The organism is Achromobacter sp. ACM03, assembly GCF_014851665.1.
Classification (GTDB): domain Bacteria; phylum Pseudomonadota; class Gammaproteobacteria; order Burkholderiales; family Burkholderiaceae_B; genus Achromobacter; species Achromobacter aegrifaciens.
Genome location: NZ_JACVAD010000001.1, coordinates 1,278,512 through 1,299,016, shown reverse-complemented (window position 1 = coordinate 1,299,016; position 20,505 = coordinate 1,278,512). Strand labels below are relative to the sequence as shown.

The 20,505-nt window shown below is 67.1% G+C and carries 20 protein-coding genes; 8 read left to right on the top strand and 12 right to left on the bottom strand.

What is annotated here, in order from left to right:
- The first annotated feature begins 2 nt into the window (after positions 1 to 2).
- Positions 3 to 527, top strand: coding sequence for an AlpA family transcriptional regulator (locus tag IB257_RS05895; protein WP_192328258.1), 525 nt, complete (start codon positions 3 to 5; stop codon positions 525 to 527).
- 134 nt (positions 528 to 661) lie between these two features.
- On the opposite strand, the gene IB257_RS05890 is transcribed toward IB257_RS05895, so the two are convergent.
- From IB257_RS05890 to IB257_RS05860, 7 genes are read right to left on the bottom strand one after another with little or no spacing between them, the layout of a single operon-like run.
- On the bottom strand, positions 662 to 1,786 hold the full coding sequence (locus IB257_RS05890) for a C45 family peptidase (protein ID WP_192352409.1): 1,125 nt from the start codon (positions 1,784 to 1,786) through the stop codon (positions 662 to 664).
- Positions 1,787 to 1,814: 28 nt separating this feature from the next.
- A complete protein-coding gene (locus IB257_RS05885) occupies positions 1,815 to 2,855 on the bottom strand; it encodes a CapA family protein (protein WP_192492004.1) in 1,041 nt (346 codons plus the stop codon).
- 10 nt (positions 2,856 to 2,865) lie between these two features.
- Complete coding sequence (locus tag IB257_RS05880) at positions 2,866 to 4,419, bottom strand: ABC transporter substrate-binding protein (protein WP_192492003.1); 1,554 nt, start codon at positions 4,417 to 4,419, stop codon at positions 2,866 to 2,868.
- A 40-nt stretch (positions 4,420 to 4,459) separates the two neighbouring features.
- Complete coding sequence (locus IB257_RS05875; protein ID WP_192492002.1) at positions 4,460 to 5,590, bottom strand: C45 family peptidase; 1,131 nt, start codon at positions 5,588 to 5,590, stop codon at positions 4,460 to 4,462.
- 31 nt (positions 5,591 to 5,621) lie between these two features.
- Positions 5,622 to 7,277, bottom strand: coding sequence for an ABC transporter ATP-binding protein (locus IB257_RS05870; RefSeq protein WP_119451375.1), 1,656 nt, complete (start codon positions 7,275 to 7,277; stop codon positions 5,622 to 5,624).
- Position 7,278: 1 nt separating this feature from the next.
- Entirely contained in the window at positions 7,279 to 8,136 is an 858-nt protein-coding gene (locus IB257_RS05865; RefSeq protein WP_192492001.1) for an ABC transporter permease, read from the bottom strand.
- A 6-nt stretch (positions 8,137 to 8,142) separates the two neighbouring features.
- Positions 8,143 to 9,087, bottom strand: a complete 945-nt coding sequence (locus IB257_RS05860; RefSeq protein ID WP_054456359.1) for an ABC transporter permease — start codon at positions 9,085 to 9,087, stop codon at positions 8,143 to 8,145.
- 184 nt (positions 9,088 to 9,271) lie between these two features.
- Here IB257_RS05860 and IB257_RS05855 point away from each other — a divergent pair, with 184 nt between their 5' ends.
- Positions 9,272 to 10,162, top strand: a complete 891-nt coding sequence (locus IB257_RS05855; protein WP_054456360.1) for a LysR family transcriptional regulator — start codon at positions 9,272 to 9,274, stop codon at positions 10,160 to 10,162.
- 137 nt (positions 10,163 to 10,299) lie between these two features.
- Entirely contained in the window at positions 10,300 to 11,913 is a 1,614-nt protein-coding gene (locus tag IB257_RS05850) for an ATP-binding cassette domain-containing protein (protein ID WP_192492000.1), read from the top strand.
- Here the strand turns inward: IB257_RS05850 and IB257_RS05845 are convergent.
- Complete coding sequence (locus tag IB257_RS05845; protein WP_192491999.1) at positions 11,906 to 12,361, bottom strand: GNAT family N-acetyltransferase; 456 nt, start codon at positions 12,359 to 12,361, stop codon at positions 11,906 to 11,908. The two genes, IB257_RS05850 and IB257_RS05845, sit on opposite strands and share 8 nt — an antisense overlap.
- Before the next feature lie 107 nt (positions 12,362 to 12,468).
- Between IB257_RS05845 and IB257_RS05840 the strand changes: the two genes are divergently transcribed.
- Positions 12,469 to 13,743: a hypothetical protein gene (locus IB257_RS05840; RefSeq protein ID WP_119451379.1), complete on the top strand. Its 1,275-nt coding sequence runs from the start codon at positions 12,469 to 12,471 to the stop codon at positions 13,741 to 13,743.
- Position 13,744: 1 nt separating this feature from the next.
- On the opposite strand, the gene IB257_RS05835 is transcribed toward IB257_RS05840, so the two are convergent.
- From IB257_RS05835 to IB257_RS05820, 4 genes are all read right to left on the bottom strand, one after another.
- Complete coding sequence (locus tag IB257_RS05835) at positions 13,745 to 14,311, bottom strand: hypothetical protein (protein ID WP_054456364.1); 567 nt, start codon at positions 14,309 to 14,311, stop codon at positions 13,745 to 13,747.
- Complete coding sequence (locus IB257_RS05830) at positions 14,308 to 14,889, bottom strand: hypothetical protein (protein WP_175181309.1); 582 nt, start codon at positions 14,887 to 14,889, stop codon at positions 14,308 to 14,310. The genes IB257_RS05835 and IB257_RS05830 overlap by 4 nt, the downstream gene beginning before the upstream one ends.
- Positions 14,886 to 15,482 (bottom strand): hypothetical protein, encoded by a 597-nt coding sequence (locus IB257_RS05825; RefSeq protein WP_192491998.1) that lies wholly within the window; start codon positions 15,480 to 15,482, stop codon positions 14,886 to 14,888. Before IB257_RS05825 ends, IB257_RS05830 begins: the two co-directional genes overlap by 4 nt.
- A 169-nt stretch (positions 15,483 to 15,651) precedes the next feature.
- Entirely contained in the window at positions 15,652 to 16,218 is a 567-nt protein-coding gene (locus IB257_RS05820; protein WP_192491997.1) for a hypothetical protein, read from the bottom strand.
- Between the two features lie 279 nt (positions 16,219 to 16,497).
- Between IB257_RS05820 and IB257_RS05815 the strand changes: the two genes are divergently transcribed.
- The 4 genes from IB257_RS05815 to IB257_RS05800 are packed head-to-tail and all read left to right on the top strand — an operon-like array spanning position 16,498 to position 20,497.
- Complete coding sequence (locus tag IB257_RS05815) at positions 16,498 to 17,211, top strand: gluconate 2-dehydrogenase subunit 3 family protein (protein ID WP_054456371.1); 714 nt, start codon at positions 16,498 to 16,500, stop codon at positions 17,209 to 17,211.
- Positions 17,212 to 17,214: 3 nt separating this feature from the next.
- Positions 17,215 to 18,990, top strand: a complete 1,776-nt coding sequence (locus tag IB257_RS05810; protein ID WP_192491996.1) for a GMC family oxidoreductase — start codon at positions 17,215 to 17,217, stop codon at positions 18,988 to 18,990.
- A gap of 12 nt (positions 18,991 to 19,002) precedes the next feature.
- The gene (locus tag IB257_RS05805) at positions 19,003 to 20,316 is read left to right on the top strand and encodes a cytochrome c (RefSeq protein WP_125473720.1); all 1,314 of its coding nucleotides are present in this window, start codon (positions 19,003 to 19,005) and stop codon (positions 20,314 to 20,316) included.
- A gap of 25 nt (positions 20,317 to 20,341) precedes the next feature.
- Positions 20,342 to 20,497, top strand: coding sequence for a hypothetical protein (locus IB257_RS05800; RefSeq protein WP_192491995.1), 156 nt, complete (start codon positions 20,342 to 20,344; stop codon positions 20,495 to 20,497).
- Positions 20,498 to 20,505 lie beyond the last annotated feature (8 nt).

Sequence of the window (20,505 nt, the reverse complement as noted above, 5' to 3'; positions counted from 1 at the left end):
CGATGGAATACACCTTCACCTTGAAGTACCAGCTTGCCGACGGCGACCATGACATGGATGCATTGGTCGAACGCCTGGGTGCGGCCGGTTGCGACGATGCCCTGGTCGGCACCGGGCTGCCGGGACGCATCGCGCTGGAGTTCACCCGCGAGGCTGAAAGCGCGGAATCCGCCGTGCGCTCGGCGCTGGCAGACGTCAGGCGCGCGGTTCCAACCGCCAAGCTGATCGAGGCCGCACCCGATCTGGTGGGCCTGACTGATGTGGCCGAGATCGTCGGCGTCTCGCGCCAGAACATGCGCAAACTGATGCTGGCGTATCCAGACAGCTTTCCGCTGCCGGTCCATGAGGGCAGTACCTCGATTTGGCACCTGGCGGACGTGCTGGCCTGGTTGCAGGCCAAGGGCGGCTATCCGCAGGTCGAACAAGTCATGGACGTGGCGCGCGTGGCCTTGCAGGTCAATGCGGCAAAGGAAGGGCAGCGCGTTTCGCGTTCCGCCTCCAAGGAACTGGAAGCGCTGGTGGGATGACGGTCCTGCGCATTTTGAGAGCGCTTGCCCGCGCCAGCGTCCCGATCTCGTCCAGGATTTGCAAGGCGGGCCCCGGCAATATTCCTTCGCGCCGGCGATGCGCATGAAAAACATGCGCTCATGGCCCAACCCGTTCAGTCGATCGGATAGGCCTCGCCCTCCAGGCCATAGCGGGTGAAGAACTGCCCGAACGACGGCATGGCGGCGATATCCATTGTGAGTCCTGCGGTGTCCAGCACCAGGGTGGCGACGGTGGCCGAGCGGCCTCCAGTCAGCGTGCCGCGCGGCGGGCGGCAGACGGAATAGGGCGTGGCCCAGTCGTCCGCCAGGGCGCGCCGCACGTCTGGCACCGTGATCCGGGGGCCGCAGGCGTCCAGCAACTGGCGCACGCGCCAGGCCCGGTAATAGGTGTCCACGGCATTCTTCAGGCCCGCTTCGCGCAGCTTGCCCAGCGCGACTTCGCTCATGAAATGGTTGGAATGGGTCAAGAGGCCGTCCTGCGGCAGCAAGGTGAAGCTCTCGTCGGGCGCGCATTCGAAGTCGATCACCCAGCCGTTCTGGCTGACGATCATGTTGCTGGAGCAGGCCTTGGGCGTGGCGGCGATCAGCTGCATGGCGATGGCGACGTGCTGCTGGCAGAGCACAGCGCGCCGCACGCTGCTCAGCGGCACGCCGGACTGCGTGTAGTCGCGGTCGCTGCTGAGATAGTTGCCGGTCAGGCCGATGCCGGCCGAGTTGAAGCCGTGCCGCGCCAGGCCGCCGGCCTCCACCAGCGTCAGGAAGGTGATGCCGCTTTCCAGGGTGGCGCGCAGCACGATGGTGCTGTCGCAGGCGTCGGGTTCCCAGTCCCAGTTGTGCGCATGGATCAGCGTGCCTGTCGCGCTGCGCCCGGGCATGACCAGGGCGGCGGTGCATTCGCCCTCGGCGGGGTCCAGGTTGCCCATCTTGGCCAGCAGCCGCGCTTTGGCGATGACTTCGGTACGGGCGTTGATCAGGGCTACGTCGTCGAAGGCGCAGCCCGCGCCTTGCGCGATGCCGCGCATTTCTTCGGTATGCGCGGGGTCGAACTTCTGGATCTGGTCTGCGAACTCCTTGATCAGGGCAGCCTGGGCGGCCATGGAAGTGCCGATCTTGTCGAGTTCGCCGCGATAGTGCCGCGCGCTGCGGGCAATGCGTTCGGGCACGGCGCGGCCGTACTGCACGCCGCGTTCAAAGGGGGCGCCGGAGATCGAGACTAGGGGAAACGGGGCGTATTTCATGGGAGCATCAAATGGGGGAGACGGATGTTCAGGAGGCGGTGTGGCCGGTCAGGTCCAGCAGCAGGGCATCGCCGTCGGCGTGCAGGTCCGCGCCCAGCGCGGCGGACGAGCGGATCAGCAGGTCGCGTTCTTGGGCCACGTCGGACGCGGGCAGGAATACGGTCTGGTTGGCGTCGTTGCGCTGCACGAAACGGAACTGCATGGCGGCGGGGCGCTTGTCGCGGATGTCGACGCGAACCGTCATGCCGGTCCACTCCGTATGCGCGTCCGCCTGGTGGGCGACCTGGAAGGAGAAATTGCCGCTGCCGTAAAGAATGGGCCTGCCGCGATGCAGTTCGATCGGCAGGATCATGTGGGGGCCATGTCCCAGCACGATGTCGGCGCCGGCCTCGACGGCCGCATGCGCGTACTCGCGCTGGTACTGCAGCACTTCGCGCCGGTAGCCCCAGTGCAGCGAGGCGATCACGACGTCCGCCTGTTCCCGCAGCGCCGCCACGTCGGCCCGGAATTGCGCGAGCGACTCCGGATCGGCCCAGGTCAGCACTTCGGGCGGCACGCCGGGGCGCGTGCGCGCCGCCTGCATTTCCAGCCGCGGCCGGTAGGCGGTATGGCCGCGGATGATGGCGACGCCGGCATGATGCGCGGTGGCTTCGTGGTTGTCCGGCCAGTACACGGCGGTGCGCTGCAGGAAGCCGTAGCGCACGCCGTCGCGTACCTCGATCAGCGGAGCGCGGGCGGCACTGGCGTTCGCACCGGCGCCCACGCTGGACAGGGAAGCGTTCCGCAAGGCCGCCAGCGAGGACAGCACCGCTTCATGGCCGATGTTGACATTGTTGGCGTTGCCCACCGCCTGCAGGCCGGCGTCGCGCAGGACCTGCGCGTGCCGGGGGGAGGTATAGAAGCCGCGCCGCTCCTGGGCGTGCTCGGGCAGGTCGTACAGGCAGCATTCCAGGTTGGCGAACACCAGGTCCGCTTGCCGCAGCGGCTGGCTGACGCGGTCGAACAGGCCGCTGGCGTCATCCACACCCTTGAGGTTGATGTCGCCCAGCAGATACAGGGTTTGATTCATGGTGGCGTTCCTAGTCGGCCTTCGAGACTTCCCAGAGCAGCGGCGCGCCGAAGATCGACGATTCGAAGCCCTGGACGTTCTTGCGGTATGCGCCCGTGCTCAAGGTATTGAACAAGGGGATGATGGGGACCTGCTCCAGCATCAGCCGGTGCAGTTGATCCAGCAAGGCCTGCCGTTCGGCGGGCGCCGTGGCGTTGGTGGCCTTTTCCAGCAGCGCGCGGGCAGCGGGGTCGTCCCACAGCTTGCGCGGCTGGGAACTCTTGTCGCCGGTGACGGCCTCGAAGTTCAGGGCGGGGTCCATGCGGCTGGAGTACGAGAACGACATCATCTGGTAATTGCCTTTCTGCCACTTGTCCTGCTGGGCGCCCCATTCCAGCACCTCGATGTCGGCGTTGATGCCGGCCTGCAGCAGCATTGCCTGTGTGATCACGGCCGCGTCGTAGTTCGGCAGATTGCGCTTGTTGGTCGAAATGACGATTTTCTCGCCCTTGTAGCCGGCCTTGGCGAGCAGCGCCTTGGCGCGCGCCAGGTCGTAGACGTAGCCCTGCTTTTCGGCTTCGCCATAGTAGGGCGAAGCTACGGGGACGAGCGAGTTGTTGGGCTCGGTCAGGCCGTAGGTCACGCCGGCCACCAGTTCCTTGTAGTTCAGCGCCGCGGCGATGGCCTGGCGCAGATAGGGATTGGACAGCAGCTTGTCGCGCGTCTGGATCGTCAGCGTGGAAGGCGCCAACTGGGGCGAGACATTGGTGCTGATGGCCTTGTTCTGCGCCAATTCAGCGACCTCGGAATACGGCACCTTGGACATCACGTCGATAGCCCCGCTGGCCAGGGCGGTCTTGGCCGTCGCCGGGTCGGAGATCACGACAAAGCGCACTTCGTCGACCAGCGGGCGCTTGGAACCCACATAGCCGTCGGGCTTGCCCGGCCGGTTGGCGTAGTTCTCGAAGCGCGTCAGGCTCACGTATTCGCGGCGGCGCCACTCCGCGAAGCGGAAGGGGCCGGTGCCGATGGGCTTGTCCCAGGTGCCGTCGGGCTTGACGGAGTCGCGATGGGTTATGGCCGTCATGCCGCAATCGCTGCGCGCCAGCGAATCGAGAAACAGCGGCGCGGCCCGGTCCAGCTTGAACACGACGGTGGCGGGATCGGTGGCGGCGGCGCTTTCCACTTTCAGGCCGATGCGACCATCGAAGTCGGTCAGGCAGCGCCAGCCCGTCTTGGGATCCATGTAGCGGTTCCAGCTCCAGACCACATCGTCCGCGGTCAGGGGCGCGCCGTTGTGGAAGGTCACGCCCTGGCGCAGGTGGAAGGTGTAGGTCTTGCCGTCTTCGGATACGTCGATCTTCTCGGCCAGCAAGGGGGCGGGCTGGCCCTTCGCGTTGTAGCCGACCAGTCCTTCAACCACGTGCAGGATCACCCCATCGGTATTGGCGTCGCGGTTGACGCCAGGATCGCTGCTGCGGATGTCCGCGTCCTGGTGGGCGCGCAGCACGGTGGCGCTCAGGGCCGGCGCGGCGGCCGTCAGGAGGGCGGCCAGGGCAGTGTACGCATACAGAGGTCGTTTCATGATGGGTCCTTGTTGTGAGCGGTTTGCAGCCGGAAGACGTTCAGAAGGAAGGGGAGGATCCGCGTTCCACCGTATAGCGGGCGTAGGTGGCGCCCTGCCAGGGCATGCGCGCGACCTCCAGCACGCCAGCCGCGGGTTCCATGATCAGCGTCGCGGTGGTGCAGGATGCATAGCCCTGGGCGCTGACGCGCCCCGGCCGGCAGACGGAAAAGGGAGTGGCGTGGGTATCGGCGAAGGCGGCCTTCAGGTCCTGCACGCCGAGCTTGTTGCCCGCGGCGGACAGGCGCTGGCGCACGCGCTGGTCGCGGTAGAGGCTTTCCGGCGAGCTGGCGATGCCCGTCTCTTTCAGCTTGCCCAGCGCCACTAGGCTGGTCCAATGGTTGGCGTGGACCAGCAGGCCGTCCTCGGGATAGACCAGGAAGGTCTCGTCGGGCGCGCATTCCAGGCTCAGTGCCAGGCCCAGTTGCGTGCCCAGGATCAGGTTGCACGAACACGCTTTAGGCGTGCCGGTGACGATCTGCAGGGCCAGCGCGTAGTGCTCTTGTTCCAGGGCCTTGCGGCGCACCAGCGGCAGGGGTACGCCGTCCTGCTGGTAGTCGCGGCTGGAGGACATGCCGTTGCCGTTCAGGGTCAACCCGGCCGAGTTCATGCCATAGCGCGCCAGGCCGCCGGCTTCAACGAAGGTAAGCACGTCGGGGCCGTCGTCGCGCAGCACGCGCAGGATGATGATGGTGTCGGCGCAGTCCTGGCGGTTGTCCCAGTTCTGGCCTTGCAGGAAGCTGCCGTTGGCGCTGCGGGCAGGCAGGATGGCAGCGCCGGTGCATTCGTCGCTTGCCACCGCGGCAGAACCGGCAAGCTGCGCGCGCCGGGCCTGGGCCACGATCTCGGTGCGGGCGTTGATCATCAGCACGTCTTCGAAGGAAACGCCGGCGCCCTCGGCGATGCCGCGCATCTCGTCCAGGTAGGCAGGCTCGAAATCCTCGACGGCGCGCGAGAAGTTCGCGATGAGCCGGCGCAGGTCCGCGGGCGAGTACCGCAGCTCTTGCAGCGCACGGGCGTAGATCCCGGCGCTGCGCCGCACGCGCGCGGCGGCCAGGCGTCCGTGCTGCAGTCCGCGCTGGTAAGGCGTGCCGGCTACCTCGACCAGCGGAAAGTAGGCTTGCGCTTCCATGTCTGTTCCTATGCCTGCGGGGCTGCGGGCGTCATTGGTCGAACCGCCATTTCAGGCGTACGCCGCCGCTGTCGTTGGCCTCCAGGGCCGGAATGGCCGACAGCAGCTTGCGCGTGTAGGGATGCTGGGGCGCGTCGAAGATCTGGTCGCGCAGGCCCTGTTCGACGATCTGGCCGTCCTGCATCACGACCACGCGGTCGGCCACCTGCTCGACCACGCCCAGGTCGTGGCTGATGAACAGACAGGAAAAGCCGTGGCGTTGCTGCAATTCGGCAAACAGCTTGAGCACCTGCGCACGCACGGTCACGTCCAGCGCCGAGACCGGCTCGTCGGCGATCACGAAGGCGGGGCGCCGTACGATGGCGCGGGCTATCGCCACGCGCTGGCGCTGGCCGCCGGACAATTCATGCGGGTAGCGCCTGGCGTACTCCGGGCCCAGCCCGACCTCGGTCAGCACGGTCTGGACGCGTTCGGCCTTCTGCGCCGCCGTCATGCCGTCCACCTGGCGCAAGCCTTCGGCCGTGAGCTCGCCGACCGTCATGCGCGGATTCAAGGAGGAATAGGGATCCTGGAACACCATCTGGCAGTTGAGGCGGTAGTCGTTCCAGGCGGCGCCCGTCTGCGCAATGGGCTTGCCGCGGAAGTAGATGCCGCCGTCCGTGGGGGCCAGCAGCCCCGCGATGGCCCGGCCCAGCGTGGTCTTGCCGGAACCCGATCCGCCCACCACCGCCACCACCTCGCGCGGCCGGATCTGCAGGTCGATGCCGTGCAGGGCGCGCTTGGCCTGGGTGCGGCCGAACAGCCGCTGGCGGCCGGCGTAGTCCACCAGCAGCTGGCGCACGTCGACGATGGGCGCCTCGGTCGGAACGGGACGGGCGGGGCCGCGCATGGGCATGGCCGCCAGCAATTGCCGCGTGTACGGATGCGCGGGACGGTCCAGGATCTGCTGGGTGGTGCCTGTTTCCACGATCTCGCCGTGGCGCATCACGATCATGCGCTCGGTGTACTTGGCGACCATGGGCAGGTCGTGGCTGATCATCAGCACGGCCGTATTGCGGGCGCGGGTCAGCTCCAGCATCAGTTCCAGCACGTCGCGCTGCACCACGGCGTCCAATGCCGTGGTGGGTTCGTCGGCCACCAGCAGGGCGGGTTCCAGCAGCATGACGGCGGCCAGCATCATGCGCTGGCGCATGCCGCCGGAGAATTCATGGGGCCAGGCGTCCAGCGCAGCCGCGGGGTCGCGCAGGCCGACGCGCGCCAGCATCTCCAGTATCCGCTGCTTGCGGGCGGCGGCGGACAGGTCCTTGCGGTGCAGCGCCAGCCCTTCGTCGAGCTGGCGGCCGATCTTCATGGAAGGATTGAGCGAGGTCATCGGCTCCTGGAAGACCATGCCGATGCGTGCTCCGCGCAGCTTGCGCAGGGTGGCGGGGCGGGCGTCGGTCAGCGACTTGCCTTCGAACGTGATCGAGCCCGCCGCGCGCACCAGCGGCGGCGGCGTCAGGCCCAGCAAGGCGCGCGCTGCCTGGGTCTTGCCGCTGCCCGATTCGCCGACGATGCCGACCAGTTCCCCGGGCTTGATGGAGAAGCTGACCCGCTTGACGATTTCCCGGCCGCCCGCGCCCACGGTCAGCGTCAGGCCGTTCACCTCTGCCAGCGTCGCGCCGGCGTCCATATGCTTGGTCGTCATGTCATTCACCCGTACGCATGCGCGGATCCAGGCGGTCGCGCACGGCGTCGCCCAGCAGGTTGATGCCCAGCAGCGTGAGCGAAATGCAGATGCCGGGGAAGATGCTGAGATACGTCGCCTGCGCCATGAACGGACGGGCCGAGGCCAGCATGTTGCCCCAGGTCGGCGCGGGAGGCGGCACGCCCAGCCCCAGGAAGGACAGGGCGCTTTCGGCCAGGATGACCCAGCCGAACATGGAAGTCGCCAGAACCGTCAGCGGCGCGACGCAGTTGGGCAGCACGTGGCGGAACATTGTGTAGAGCTCGGAATTGCCCAGCACGCGCGAGGATTCGATGAATTCCTTCTCGCGCAGCGACAGCACCGTGCCGCGCACGATCCGCGTCACCGAAGGCGTATAGGCCAGCCCCAGCGCCAGGATGATGCCGTACTTGTTGGCGCCTACCACCGCCAGCAGGCCCAGCGCCAGCAGCAGGCCGGGAAAGGCCAGCAGGGCGTTGTTGAAGGCCATGATGATGCGGTCGGTCCAGCCGCGCACGAAGCCGGTCAGCACGCCGATGGCGGTGCCCAGCACGATGGAGAACGAAACGGTCAAGAGGCTGATCCAGACGCTGGTCGAGGCGCCCACCATCAGGCGGCTGAGCACGTCGCGGCCGAATTCATCGGTGCCCAGCCAGAACTGGGCGCCTGGCGGCTTGAGCCGGGACGCGAAGCTGATGCCCAGCGGGTCGCGCGGGGTCCAGACGGCGCCGATGAGGGCGGCGCCCACGACGATGGCGATGATGACCCCGCCGATGGCCGCATTGGTGGGCAGGCGGCGGCGCCGCGGTTTCACGGGATTGATGGCTGTAGTCAGTTGCATGGCGGTTTACTCCGCTCCAACGCGGGGATCGAAGGCGGGATAGAGCAGGTCGACGAACAGGTTGACCAGCACGTAGATGACCGCGACGAACAGCAGGCAACCCTGGATCACCGGGTAGTCGCGGGCGAAGATGGAATCGACCAGCAGGCGGCCCAGGCCGGGTATGGTGAACACGGTCTCGACCACCGCGATGCCGCCCAGCAGATTGCCGAGCACCAGGCCGATCAGGGTCCAGGTGGGGCCGAAGGAATTCTTGAATACGTGATGGGTCAGCACCGCGCGCTCGCTCAGGCCCTTGGCGCGGGCATGGGTTACGTAATCCAGGCGCAGGACCTCCAGGGCGCTGGCGCGCGCCATGCGCATCAGCACGCCGATCTCGTGCAGGAACAGCGTCAGGATGGGCATGGCCAGGTACAGCAGGCCGGCGACCGCGTCCTCCGACACCGACACGTAGCCCACGACCGGCAGCCATTCCAGCTTCAGTCCCAGCAGCAGCAACAGCAGCAGGCCCAGCCAGAAGGTGGGGATGGAAACCAGCAGCGTGGCCATGCCGACCAGCGCGATATCGGTGGCACGATTCTGGCGCCAGGCGGCGATGATGCCGGCCGGCACCGCGACCAGGGCGGCGGCCGCCACGGCGGCCAGCACGATGGGGGCGCTGACCAGGAAGCGGTCCCAGACCAGGGACAGCACGGCCTGGCCGGTGGTAATGGATTTCCCCAGGTCGCCCTGCAGCAGGTCGCCGAACCACAAGGCGAATTGCGCGGGCCAGGATAGGTCCAGGCCCATGCGCTGGCGCAGTTCTTCCAGGCTGGCGGGGTCGGCAAGGTCGCCCAGCAGCAGTTGGGCCGGATCGCCCGGGATCATGCGGATCAGCACGAAAACGGCGACGGACACGATCAGCAGTGTCGGTATGGCCATTCCGATGCGCGAGAGTGCGAAGCGAAGCATAGGGGGCTCGTAGCTCACGTCCCGGCGCCTGCCGCGGCAGCGCGATGGTGACGATACGGTTGACGGGGCCGCTATGCCGGCTCGGCTGCGGGACGACGTAACTTTGACGTCCTGTCATAAAGAAGTAAAACTAAAATTACTTTGTGATATATAAAGTTCTTCTTACCGATATGGCGCCCACCCGATGAGCTCGATCCGCTTCTTCCGCACCTTCGTCGCCGTGGCGCGCAGCGGGTCTTTCGCCGCGGCGTCGGAACGGGTGTCGCTGACGCCGGCCGCGGTCAGCCTGCAGATGCGCGCGCTGGAAGACGACCTGGGCGTCACCCTGTTCGACCGCAGCGGCAAGATCGTGTCGCTGAGCGAAGGCGGACACCGGCTGTTGCCGCGCGCGGAGCAACTGCTGGCGGTGTACGACGACCTGCGCGACGGCCCGGCCGGCGACGAGCTGGTGGGTTCCATCGATGTGGGGTCGGTGGGCACGTCCATGGCGTTCCTTGCGCGCGCCGTACTGACCCTGCGGGACTCGCATCCCAAGCTGAACGTGCAGCCGGTGATCAGTTTTTCCGGCGACCTGTCGCTGCGCGTGCGGGCAGGGGAGCTGGACGCGGCGCTGGCGGTCAAGAACGCCCACAAGCTGCCTTCGGGCACGCAATGGACGCCGCTCTACACAGAACCCTTTGTGTTCATCGCCAACCGTCAGGCGGCGGGCAAGGCGGACGTGGCCAGCCTGATGGCGCGGCGGCTCTTCCTGCGGCCTTCGCGCGACACGCACACGGGGGCGCTGATCGATGCCTTCGTCCGCAGGAATCACCTGAAGTTTGGCGAGTACCTGGAAATCAATTCGCTGCGGACCATGGTTGAACTGGTGCACCAGGATGTCGGCGTGACCATTGTTCCGCTGACGCGCGCGGCGCATTGGGAGGAAGATCCGCGGCTGCGCGTGGCTTACTTCGATGATCCCTCCGCGCAGCGCACCGTCGGGCTGTTCGAGAACGAGGCGCGCAGCCATCTGACCAGCGCCCTCAGGCGCGTTCTGCTAGCCACGATCGAGCAGGATGCCCAGGTCAGGCGGTGATCCCCATTACAATGCGGTATTCATCACCTCACCAGGAGTCATTCGCCATGCGCCACTGATGCCGCCGTCTACGCGACGGCCAGTCTCCACCCACCCCCAAAGAGCAGGGGGAGTTCTTGGCATCCTTGGAATTGCACATGACGAATCCCTATATCGCGCTGGAAGGCGTGTCTTATGTTCTGCCGGACGGCAGAACGCTATTCTCCGGTCTCGACGAACAGTTCGACCTGCGGCCTACCGGGCTGGTGGGCCGCAATGGCGTGGGCAAGAGCGTGCTGGCCCGCATTCTTGCCGGGCAGCTGCCGCCGGCCCGCGGCCGCTGCCTGCGCTCGGGCAGCGTGCATTACCTGGCCCAGCAGGCGGCGCCCGGCGTGGCGGAAACCGTGGGCGGCCTGGCGGGCATGCAGGCCACGTTGGCTGCGCTGGAGCGCATCGAAGCGGGCAGCGCCGCCGCCGAGGACTTCGACATCGTGGGCGAGCGCTGGGGTGCGCGCCTCGCGTTGCAGCAGGAGCTGGAACGCTGCGGCCTGGGCCATCTGGATGCGGCGACGCCGGCCGCCGCGCTCAGCGGCGGCGAGGCCATGCGTGTCGCCTTGATCGGCGCGTTGCTGTCGGACGCCGACTTCCTGATCCTGGACGAACCCACCAACCATCTGGACAGGCCGAACCGGCAGGCCCTGGCCGAGCAGCTGCAACGCTGGCCGCGCGGTTTGCTGGTGATCAGCCACGACCGGCAATTGCTGGAGGCGATGCAGCGCATCGTGGAATTGTCGACGCTAGGACTGCGCGGGTATGGGGGCGGCTACAGCTTTTACGCGCAGCGCAAGGAAGAGGAACGGAGCAATGCGCTGTCGCTGCTGGAGCAGCGCAAGCATGAACGCCAACGCGAGGAACAGGCCCTGCGTGTACAGCACGAACGCCAGGAACGCCGCCAGGCGCGCGGCAACCGTCAGGCACGCGACGCCAATCAGGCCAAGATCCTGCTGGGCCGGCAGAAGGCGCGCAGTGAAACTTCCGCGGGCAAGCTGCGCCACCAGCATGCGGCGGCCAGCGAGCGGCTTGCCTTGCGCGTGCGCGAGGCGGCCGCGCAGGTCGACGACCAGGACGCCATCGTGCTGCATGCGCCGCCCGCCGCGATGCCGGCGCAGCGGCGCGTCGCCGAACTGGATGCAGTGGAGCTGCCGTTTGTTCCGGCCGCCACGCGCCGCATCGACCTTACGCTGGGCGGGCAGCAACGGGTGGGCGTGGTCGGTCCGAATGGTTGCGGCAAGTCGACCTTGCTCAAGGTGCTGGCGGGACAGCTGCAGGCACCGGGCGGAACCTGCCGGGTCGCGGCAAAGGCCGTGTATCTGGACCAGGGATTGGCCATGCTGGCGCCGCAGCGGCCGGTGCTGGAGCAGTTGCAGGCGGCCAATCGCAGCGCGACGCAAGCCGACTTGCGCACGCGCCTGGCCCAACTGGGGCTGGACGCGCGCAAGATCGCGGCGCCCAGCGGCGAGCTCAGCGGGGGAGAGCGCCTGAAGGCCGCGCTGGCCTGCGCGCTGTACGCCGACCCGCCCGCGCAATTGCTGTTGCTGGATGAACCCAGCAATCACCTGGATCTGCCTTCGATGCAGGCATTGGAGGCGATGCTGCGCGCCTACCGGGGCGCCTTGGTCGTGGTGTCCCATGACGACGCGTTCATGGAGCGTCTGGACCTGACGCACCGGCTGGTTGCGGGCAGGGAAGGCTGGCGCCTGGAAACTATCTGATCAACAGTTCCAGGATGTCGTCGCCGGCCTCGTCGCGCTCCCCGGTGGGCGTCCACCCCAAGTGGCGGTAGAAGCCATGGGAGCGCACGGCGGGTTCGCTGGCGCATGCCAGGAACAGGCGTTCGTGTCCCAGGCTGGCCAGATGGCGGACCACCAGTTGCAGCAGCGTCTTGCCCGCGCCTTGGTTCTCGCTTTCGGGCAGCAGCGCCAGCACCACGATTTCGCCGGTCTCGCGGTCGCCGAAGCAGTAGCCTGTCACCCGGCCGTGCGCGCAGGCGACGAAGCCGGGCAGGTCGCCTGAGCGCACGCCAGCGGCCCAGCTGTCCTCGGTGATGCCCAATGCGTGCAGTTCCTCCACGGAAAATGCGTTCTCTCTCGTCTGGCCGCGGATCGTCAGGCAGGCGGGGACGTCGTCGGCGGTAGCGGGGCGGAATGTCAATGTGCTCATATCCGTATATTGACACCCTGTGCGCAATCGTGGCGAGCGGTAACACTCCGCGCGTCCGGGCGGCATTAACATCGTCCGCTTCAATCCGCGCACTGCAGGGTGTAGGCATGCTCGAGTCCGTACTCGCGCCATGGGCGCTCACCGGCCGGCTGTGGCTGCGGTTCTGGCCGCAATTGATGGCGCTGGTGCTGGCAGGCACGCTGGCCCGCGATGTGCTGCTGTGGGTGGCGGCGCAGACCGGCTTCGCCAACCATCTGGCCGGCCTGGCCGTGCTTACGCTGGTGGCCCTGGCTCAGCTGGTCACCACTGTCGCCATGTTCCTGGTGCTGCTACCGGGTCTGCCAGCCTTGCAAAGCGCACAGGAAGCGGCGCGCGCCGGACAGGCGGAGGCCGGCGGCAGCAACGGACGTCTGGGGCGGGCGCTGACCGTGGCCTTGTTGCCGTTCTTCGCCTACTACGCCGCCTGGGGTTTCCTGGGCGACATCGTGCGGCAATACTCGCGTCTTGCTTATGGGCTGGATCCGCTGGGCGAGCACGGCAATGTGCTGGACGCGCTGGATTCCCGCTGGCTGCTGGTGTCGGTGGCGATTTCCTGGCTGGTGCGCAAGGCGGCGGTGACGGCGCGCGACCGCACGGGCAAGGGTCGCTGGCAATGGCTGGTGGTGCTGTGCGAAACCAACTGGGTGCTGATCGGCTTGTACGTCATCAGCCGCTGGAAGGACCAGGCGTGGCAGTGGCTGGCCGACCGGCGCGGCCTGGAGGCGTTGTTGCAGTCCCTGATGAACATGCTGACGCCCGTCACGAATGCCTGGGCGGCGGGCATGACGCCCGTGGAGGCGCAGGGGCGCGGCCTGGGCGCCGCGCTGCTCAGCCTGTTCTTCTATGCCTTGTTGCCGGTGATATGGCTGGTGATGGCCGCACTGGTCTATGGCTATGACGTGCGCGACGATGCCGATCTCAGGCGCTATGAACGGCTGCAACGGCTGGGCGATCGCTACCGCGCCGTGCCGCGCTTTCTGCGCGATTTCGTCGAGCATTTCGTGGCCGGCTACCGCAAGCGCTATCTGCCGCTGGCCAGCGGCGTGCGGCTGGCCTTTCACAGCAGCGCGCTGCTGCTGGTTACGCTCATCGTGGGCTACCGCCTGATCGACTGGGGCGCCGCGTGGCTGTGGTACGGCGCGGCGCGCCTGATCGGTCCGCACGACCTGGATACCTGGCAGGTGCTGGCGCATGGCGTTTCGCTGCTGTTCGGCAGCCCCTTCCGCGATTCTTCCACGGGTCTGCTGATCGAACCCGTGCGCATCTGCTTTCTTGCGGCCGTGCTGGAATGCGCTTACGCACCCTGGAAGATGCGCAGCGCGGCGCCCGCGCCAGCAGCGTGAGTCAGCCGGCAGGCTCCGGCGGCGCGAAGCGCAGGTAGGCGGGCCGTTCGGCGTCGATGGACACGGTGATAGACCAGGGCGCGGCTGCGTCGGCGGGCACCATGAAGGCTTCCATGATTTCGACGCTGGCGCCGGGTGCGGCGCCGCTGTGGGCCGCGGCCACGCAACCGCGTGCGGTGCCGCGCGGCAGGCGCAGCGCCGGGGCGATGGCGGGCAGCCAGGTGCGTCCCTGCGCGTCGTGCAGCGCAATACGGCAGCCGCGCCAGCGCGTGGGCAGATCGGCGGATTGCACCTGCACGGAGAAAGCAGCCAGCGCGGCGCGCGAGCCGGGCTGCCAACCCCTGCCGGCAGGTGGTTCCAGTACCGCGAATTGCCGCAGCTGCCATTGCGCGCCGCCCAGCGGCGCCTGCGCGCCCGCCGCGATTTCGCGCGGCTGCAATTCACGGCCTGCGAGCCAGCGGGCCACGCTGTCGCGACCGCTCCAGTACAGCGTCAGCGCGAGCAGCACAGGAAGCAGCCACAGGCTGCGGCGGCGCCAGCGGCGTTCGCTCGCGGCCGCATCGTTCATGGGGCGGCCTCCTGTTCCAGATCATGGTTGGCGGCGGCGATGGGCCGGCCGGAGGCGTCCAGCGGGACGTCGTCCAGCGTAATGCGCACCTGCGAATCCAGGCGCGGGTCATAGCGCGCGGACAGCAGCAGCGTGGCGCCGCGCGCCTGATCCGGCCGGATCTCGAACACCAGCCGCACGGTGCGCGGCAGGCCGGGTTCCAAGGCGTGGGGCGGCTGGTTGCGCGCGAGGGCAAGGCGGTCCGTGTGGCGGTAGGCCAGGCCGCCGGGTCCGAGCCAGGCGGCTTCGCCGACCGTGGCCGACGTGTCCCGTGCCGCCAAGCGCAGCCAGACGATGGCCCAGACGCCGCCCGTCGTGCGCGTCTGCGTGGCGCTCAGGCTCTTGTAGTTCAGCTGCTGCGCGAACTGCACGCGCTCCACAGTGACGTCGAACAGCCTGGCGCTCACCGTCTGTCCCATGGCGCCGCTTGCCGTTATGGGGCCGGTTAGCGCCATGTAGCGGGGCGTGGTGCGCTGCATGGCGTACAGGGCCAGCGCGGCGGCCAGCACCAGCAGCAGGGTGCCCAGCCGCGCGCTCATGGGGCCGACTCCGGCGCGCCGCCCGGGGCTATCGGCAACTCGATCCGGCCCACGTTCGCGGGATTGAACCAGCCCGGCGCGCCATACAGGTTGTCGACGGGCTTGTAGATCTTGCTCTGCACCGCGAGCGCGGTGCGCATGGGAACCGCGGCCGCGGGGGGCAGCATCCAGACGAAGGCCATGCGCTCGGGCAGGCCGGGCTGCAGATAAGGCATTTGCTGGGAGTCGCGCAGGCCGACCACCATGGGCTTGCCGGCAGCCGAACCCAACGGCGCATTCCAGCGCAGCAGTCCGAGATAGTCGGCGCTCGATTCGGCGGTGCGGTTGGTGAGGTCGGCCTCGACCACCAGCGCCGTGGCGCCGGGCTTGAGCGGCACGCCATAGACCTTGGGCGTGGAGGCGGTCCAGGCCCGGCGCGGCACCACCTGCCACTGGCCGGTCTGGATCGAGATATCGGAGCCATACACGGGTTCGGACGCACGGTTGAGCTTGCCGTAGGCGCCGTAAATCGCCACGCTGGCCGCGGCGACCAGAGAGCCTATGCCTGCCAGGCTGGCTGCGACACGGGCTCTGAGCGAGTGCAGTACGCGCATCCGGACTCCAGGCGCGCAGGCCGCGCGCATCGGGAATCCCAGATCGTAGGCGTGTCGCTCCTGGCGGGTTTTGTCCTTATGTTTCCATGCATGTCGGGGGCGGCAATGCTGCGTGCGCCGGCCAAGTTTTGAAACAATTCGCCGGGCGCGTTGCGCAGTCCCGGGCGCTTCAGAACAGGTTCAGCGCCCGCGCCACCCACCAGCCCAGGCCGATCGCGACGCCGATCAGCAGCGTCCTGCGCAGGCCGCCGCCCTTGGCCGGCACGGCGCCCGGAGGGAGGCCCGCGTTCGGGTCCGATTGGACGGCTGCCGTCGGGGCGCGGGTCGGCGTCGGCTCATCGGTCTCGATCACGAACTCCGGCTTCGCGCCCTGCGGCTTCAATCCCGGCGCGAGATTTTCCACGTCCACGCCGGCATTGCGCAGCATGTCCCACAGGCCGCCATCGCCCTGGCCGGCGCGCAATGCCTCGATGCGTTCGCGTTCGGCGCGCGGCACTTCGTCCAGGCTGTCGTATTTGCGGCCATTGACCGTGACCGCGCCATTCTTGATCTCGACCTTGAAGGACTCGCCGTTTTCAATGCCGGCATAGCTCCAGGTCTCGTTGACCGTGGCGCCGTCCATTCCGCCGTCCAGCAGATCTTCGATGTTGGCGCGCTGTTCAGGCGTGAGGTCCTTCGCGGCGCTCCAGCTGCGCGTCGTCGTGGTGCTGCGCCAGGTCTTGGTTTTTTCGTTCATGCGTGGGTCCGTTGTCATGCGGGTCTAGTGCAAAGGCACTTACTTTGTCCTTAATGCAAAACTTATTTTCATGTCAAGAAAATCGATCTGATATGGTCATCTGAGCGTATCAGATGGCCTAAAAAGCGCATAATGTGCGCACCCTTTCCCAAGCTCCATGTCGTGGGGATCGGGTCGATTTTCTGCAAGCGAAGAGCGTGTTGTCACTAGCTCGGCGGTTCGTGTTCCCAGGTTCATGTTCGGTAGCTAGGACAACTTGGAGTATTCACGGAGATGTCTATGACAGAAGACGCAAAGCCGCGCAGGCGGTTCCTGCAGGCGTTGGCCATTGTGCCGGCGTCGACGCTGGCGGTGGGCGCAATGACCACCGGCTGTACCAACGAGCCGGATAGCGCCGCAGCGCGCGCGGCCAAGCCCTACGAACCCACCTATTTCACCAAGGCCGAATGGGCCTTCATCGTGGCCGCGGTGGATCATCTGATTCCCGCAGACCAGTACGGTCCCGGCGCCATCGAGGCCGGCGTGCCGGAGTTCATCGACCGCCAGATGGAAACCCCGTTCGGCCACGGCAAGCTCTGGTACATGCAAGGTCCGTTCCACACCGACCAGGTGCCGGAACTGGGCTACCAGCTGAACCAGAATCCCCGCGAGGTCTATCGCCACGGCATCGAGGCCTGTGACGCCTGGTGCGTGAAGACGCACGGCAAGGCCTACGCCGAACTGGACAAGCCGCTGCAGGAGCAGATCCTGAAGGACCTGCAGGGCGGCAAGATCAAGTTCGAAACCGTGCCTGCCACGACGTTCTTCAGCTTCCTGCTTTCCAACACCAAGGAAGGCTTCTTCGCCGATCCGATGTATGGCGGCAACAAGAACATGGTGGGTTGGAAGATGGTGGGTTTCCCGGGCGCGCGCGCGGACTTCATGGACTGGGCCGACCAGCCCAACGCGAAGTATCCCTACGGCCCCGTGTCGATCTCTGGGGAGAAGGGTTAAGCCATGGCGATCAAGAAAGACAAAGTCGATGCGGTGCTGGTCGGGTTCGGCTGGACCGGGGCGATCCTCGGCCAGGAGCTGACCGAGGCCGGCTTGCATGTACTGGCGCTGGAGCGCGGCGCGATGCAGGACACGCCCAAGGACGCCGAGTATCCCAAGGTTGCGGATGAGCTGGCGTACTCCGTGCGCGGCAAGCTGTTCCAGGACCTGTCCAAGGAAACCGTGACCATCCGCCATGGCGTGGACGACGTGGCCGTGCCGTACCGCCAGAACGGCTCGTTCCTGCTGGGCACGGGCGTGGGCGGCGCGGGCTTCCACTGGAATGGCATGCACTACCGTGTGCTGCCCGAAGAACTGGAGCTGCGCACCCGGTATGAAACGCGCTACGGCAAGAACTTCATCCCTGAAGGCATGACCATCCAGGATTTCGGCGTGACCTACGACGAGCTGGAGCCGTACTTCACGAAGTTCGAGTACGTATGCGGCACCTCCGGCAAGGCCGGCAACCTGAACGGCCAGATCGTCGAAGGCGGCAATCCGCTGGAAGGCAAGCGCAGCAAGGAATTTCCGCTGCCGCCCCTGACCACCACCTACGGCGCCCAGTTGTTCGACAAGGCGGCGCGCGAGGTCGGTTTCCACCCCTATCCGGCGCCCGCGGCCAATGCTTCGGGTCCGTACACCAACCCTTATGGCGTGCGTCTCGGCCCCTGTAATTTCTGCGGTTTCTGCGAGAACTACGGCTGCTACATGTACTCGAAGGCCTCGCCGCAGACCACCATCCTGCCGGTGCTGCTGAAGAAGCCCAACTTCGAGCTGCGCACGCACTCGCACGTGATCAAGGTCAACCTGGACTCGAGCGGCAAGAGGGCCGTGGGCGTGACCTACATCGATGCGCAAGGCCGCGAAGTGGAGCAGTCGGCGGACCTGGTGATCCTGTCGGCCTACCAGATGCACAACGTGCGCCTGCTGCTGCTGTCCGGCATCGGCAAGCCCTACGATCCCAAGACCAATGAAGGCGTGGTCGGCAAGAACTATGCGTACCAGATGAACGGCGCGGTCAGCGTGCTGCTGCCCAAGGGCACCCAGCTCAATCCCTTCGTGGGCACGGGCGCGGGCGGCGTGGGCATGGACGACCTGAACGGCGACCAGTTCGACCACGGCCCGCTGGGCTTCCTGGGCGGCGCCAGCATCCGCCACGTGCGCTACGGCGGCCGTCCCATCAAGCAGACGCCCACCATGCCGGGCACGCCCAGCTGGGGCACGGGCTGGAAGGCCGGCGTACAGGACGCCTACCAGCGCCACATGTCCATAGGCATTTCCGGTTCGGTGATGTCGTACCGCGACGCCTATCTGTCGCTGGACCCGACCTACAAGGACAGCTTTGGCCAGCCGCTGCTGCGCATGACCTTCGATTGGCACGACAACGAGTTCGACATGCTGGGCTACATGGGCAAGCGCATGGAAGAAGTGGCCAAGGCCATGAAGCCCGAAAAGTACGCCGTGGGAGTGCGCAAGAAGGGCGCGCGCTACGACACGCGGGTCTACCAGAGCACGCACAACACGGGCGGCGCCATCATGGGCACCAACCCCAAGGAAAGCGTGGTCAACAAGTACCTGCAGAGCTGGGACGTGCCCAACCTGTTCGTGATGGGCGCCTGCGTGTTCCCGCAGAACATGGGCTACAACCCCACCGGCCTGGTCGGGGCGCTGGCCTATTGGTCGGCGCAAGCGATCCGCGACCTGTATCTGAAGAACCCCGGCCCGCTGGTCCAGGCTTAAGGAGACGGCACAATGATTAAGCAGACCATTGTTGCGGCCATCTCCGCCCTGGTGGCCAGCGCCGCGTTCGCCGCGGACGGCACGCCGGCCGCCGCCGACGCCCAGATGATCAAGCAGGGCGAGTACCTGTCGCGCGCCGGCGACTGCATCGCCTGCCACACGGCCAAGGACGGCAAGCCGTTTGCAGGCGGCCTGGGCATCGATTCGCCGCTGGGCATGATCTATTCCACCAACATCACGCCCGACAAGGACACCGGCATCGGCGGCTATTCCTACGAGGACTTCGACCGGGCCGTGCGCCATGGCGTGGCCAAGGACGGGCACTCGCTGTATCCGGCGATGCCGTACACCGCCTATGCCAAGGTCACGCCCGAGGACGTGAAGGCCCTGTACGCCTACTTCATGCACGGCGTGGAGCCGGTCAAGCAGGAGAACAAGGATACGGACATCATCTGGCCCTTGTCGATGCGCTGGCCGCTGGGCGTGTGGCGCTGGATGTTTGCGCCCGACGTGGCCACGGCCCCCGTGACCGCGGACACCCAGGGCGCCGACCGCGCCGCGCTCCTGCGCGGCCAGTACCTGGTCGAAGGCCTGGGCCATTGCAGCACCTGCCACACGCCGCGCGGCGTCGCCTTGCAGGAAAAGGCCTTGACCGAGGCGGACGGCTCGGCCTTCCTGTCCGGCGGCGTGGTCGAAGGCTGGCTGGCCAAGAACCTGCGCGGCGACACGACCGACGGCCTGGGCAGTTGGAGCCAGGCGGACATCGTGGCCTTCCTGAAATCCGGTCGCAACGGCCATTCCGCGGCTTTTGGCGGCATGGCGCAGGTGGTGGGCGACAGCACGCAGCACCTGTCCGATGCCGACCTGAACGCCATCGCGGCCTATCTGAAGAGCCTGCCGCCGGTGAACAAGGACGCCACCAAGCCGCTGGCCTACAACGAGTCCGTGGCGCAGGCGCTGCGCACGGGCAAGGACAAGGGCGACGGCGCCATGGCCTTCCTCAACAATTGCGCGGCCTGCCACCGCAGTACCGGCAAGGGCTATGCGGAAACCTTCCCGCAGCTGGCGTTGAGCTCGACGGTGAATTCGGCGGACCCCGCGTCCCTGATCCACATCGTGCTCAAGGGCGCGCAGATGCCGGCCACCGCGGCGGCGCCCACTGCCTACGCGATGCCGGGCTTCGACTGGCGCATGACCGACAAGGAAGTCGCCGATGTGGTGACGTTCGTGCGGTCCAGCTGGGGCAACCAGGGGGCGGCCGTCACCGCCGCCGACGTGGCCAAGGTGCGCAAGGACGTGGGGGCGGCGCCGCAGCCCGCGCGTTGAGGTCCCCGCGGCATCGCGCAGCGTGATGCAACACGGCGCCGGCAAGCTGCAGGGCTTGCCGGCGCTGTTTTTTCCGCGGAATTTGACAAGAGCCGATGCCGGGCGCAAGCTTCACCACATGCGCCGATCCCTGACCCCGTTCGATTTGATTATTACCACCATCAAGGTCATGGTGGGTTAGCGCGCGTC